Origin of the sequence: Corallococcus sp. AB038B (genome assembly GCF_003668955.1) — a bacterium.
GTDB classification, from domain to species: Bacteria; Myxococcota; Myxococcia; order Myxococcales; family Myxococcaceae; genus Corallococcus; species Corallococcus exiguus.
The window spans coordinates 1-392 of sequence record NZ_RAWO01000335.1 but is presented as its reverse complement, the minus strand read 5'-3'; the positions used below and the strand labels follow the sequence as shown (position 1 = coordinate 392).

The following is a 392-nucleotide window of genomic DNA, read 5'->3' as shown; positions in this document are numbered from 1 at the left end:
CCTCCGTTCAAGCCGCGCCATGCTTCGAGCCACGAGGCAAGCTGGGGTTCGGTCCACGGCAGGATCTCGAGTACCGGAATGCCTTGCAGTTCCTGCTCCGCGGGAAGGGCCCCCGGACGAGAGAAGATGATGAAGCGGTGGTGCTCCGAAGCCTCGTCCTTGATGCGCAGGAAGAACGACTCCAGCCGTCGCTCCCCGAGGATGACCTCGTCCAGTCCGTCGAGAATGAAGAGGGCTCGCTGGGTACGGTTTGGGGATGCGAGGGCGGGGTCGTCGAGCTTCAACTTCAAATCCAGCTCGCCGGCTTCACGCTTCCACGCTCTACGCACGAACTCGTCGAGATCAAATCCTTCCTCGGTCAAGTCTTCGGCGCACCGGATGAAGACCGGTAT

General features: G+C 61.7%; 1 protein-coding gene. It reads right to left on the bottom strand.

Annotation, left to right across the window (positions count from 1 at the left end):
- Positions 1-392 (bottom strand): hypothetical protein (locus tag D7Y04_RS44940; RefSeq protein WP_158627714.1); only part of this gene is annotated, 392 nt, incomplete at both ends.